The organism is Luteimonas sp. FCS-9 (assembly GCF_001014645.1).
Taxonomy (GTDB): domain Bacteria; phylum Pseudomonadota; class Gammaproteobacteria; order Xanthomonadales; family Xanthomonadaceae; genus Luteimonas.
This window is the reverse complement of record NZ_LASZ01000050.1, coordinates 1-1,448: the sequence shown is the minus strand read 5'-3', so window position 1 is coordinate 1,448 and position 1,448 is coordinate 1. Positions and strand designations below refer to the sequence as shown.

3 protein-coding genes are annotated in these 1,448 nt (G+C 66.4%); 2 read left to right on the top strand and 1 reads right to left on the bottom strand.

All coding sequences use genetic code 11. The features are described from left to right. Positions 1-245: 245 nt before the first annotated feature. A complete protein-coding gene (locus WQ56_RS19165) occupies positions 246-512 on the bottom strand; it encodes a hypothetical protein (RefSeq protein ID WP_197076509.1) in 267 nt (88 codons plus the stop codon). A 67-nt stretch (positions 513-579) separates the two neighbouring features. Here WQ56_RS19165 and WQ56_RS18945 point away from each other — a divergent pair, with 67 nt between their 5' ends. Then, positions 580-858 (top strand): type II toxin-antitoxin system RelE/ParE family toxin, encoded by a 279-nt coding sequence (locus WQ56_RS18945; protein ID WP_047138062.1) that lies wholly within the window; start codon positions 580-582, stop codon positions 856-858. Continuing rightward, entirely contained in the window at positions 858-1,151 is a 294-nt protein-coding gene (locus WQ56_RS18940) for a HigA family addiction module antitoxin (protein WP_047138063.1), read from the top strand. The genes WQ56_RS18945 and WQ56_RS18940 overlap by 1 nt, the downstream gene beginning before the upstream one ends. Positions 1,152-1,448 lie beyond the last annotated feature (297 nt).

The following is a 1,448-nucleotide window of genomic DNA, read 5'->3' as shown; positions in this document are numbered from 1 at the left end:
CGTGTGCTCTTCCGATCTGCTGGATCCCGTTCTACTTCGGCAACGACGCCACGCGCCTGCAGGCGCTTTTCCGCGACGAGGGCTGCCTGATCTTCACCGGCGGCAACGTCTGGGGCGGTGGCGGCAGCGAGCTGATCCAGATCGAAGCCGATCCGTCGGGCGAGTGCTACCAGCCCTGAGCGACGCCACGGGCGGCATCGCGTTCTCGCCATGCGGACGGACGCCGGATCGCCCGGCGCGCCCGCTCAGGCGGCGTGGCGGAAGTCGGGATAGATCGGCTTGGCAGGCGCAGGCACAGGCGCGGGCGCCTCGGTGACGGGCGGCGGGACGGCGACGGCCGGCGGGGGCAGGTGCGTGCCTTCCATGACCATGGCCAGCACGTCGAACGCGGAATAGGGCAGGACGTTCATATCGGCTCCGGGTGACGCGGCGGATGCTTGGACATCCGGGGTGGGTGTGATGCCAAGGTAGGACTGCCCGGAACGCATCGCATTGATGCAGATCAACCGCATGCTTGTGTCGATTACGGCAGGCTCACATCCACTTGTTGCGTGATGCGCAACATGCTACGTTGGCCGCATGATCAAGTCTTTCCGGCACAAGGGACTCCGCCGGTTCTACGAGACAGGCAGCACGGCTGGCATCCAGGCCGGACATGCGAAGCGGTTGCAGATGCAGCTGGCTGCGCTGGATACCGCCTCGATCGTGGAGGACATGGAGATTCCAGGCTTTCGCCTCCATCCGCTGAAAGGTCGGATGCAGGGGCGTTGGGCGATTTCCGTCAACGGCAACTGGCGACTGACGTTCGAGTTCCGGGACGGCAATGCGTACGTGCTGGATTACGAGGACTACCACTGATGGCCATGCACAACCCGCCCCATCCCGGCGCATTCATCGTCGCGGTCTATCTGGAGCCCAATGGCGTCAGCGGTCGGACGCTGGCCGAAAAGCTGGACGTGTCGGCGTCCACGCTCAGCAGGATCCTCAACGGCACGAGCCGCGTCACGCCGGAAATGTCCCTACGGCTCGCCAAGGCGATCGGGCGGACGCCCGAGAGCTGGCTGGCGATGCAGGATGCGCACGATCTGTGGGTAGCGCGCCGGGAAGTCGACCTGCGACGGGTCGGCAAGCTTGAGCTCGAAGCGGCCTGACGCCACGTCGGACTGCTTCCACAGCGACGAATCGGGCACGCGTGGGGTCCCGTTCCACGCCGGCAACGACGCCATGCACCTACAGGCGCGCCGGCGGCAATTCGATTCAGATCGAGGACGATCCTTCGGGAAATTGCGCCCAGCCCTGAGGCACGCCAGCTTCGCCGTGCGCGGACGCCGGCGTCCTGTCGGCGTCTGCACGTGGATCGCTCGGCTGATCGGGCTCGGGCGAGCGCGCTTGCGTGCAACGGAGCGTCGTCGGCAAGCTTCTTCGCGCGCGAGCGCGCTCCCATCGCT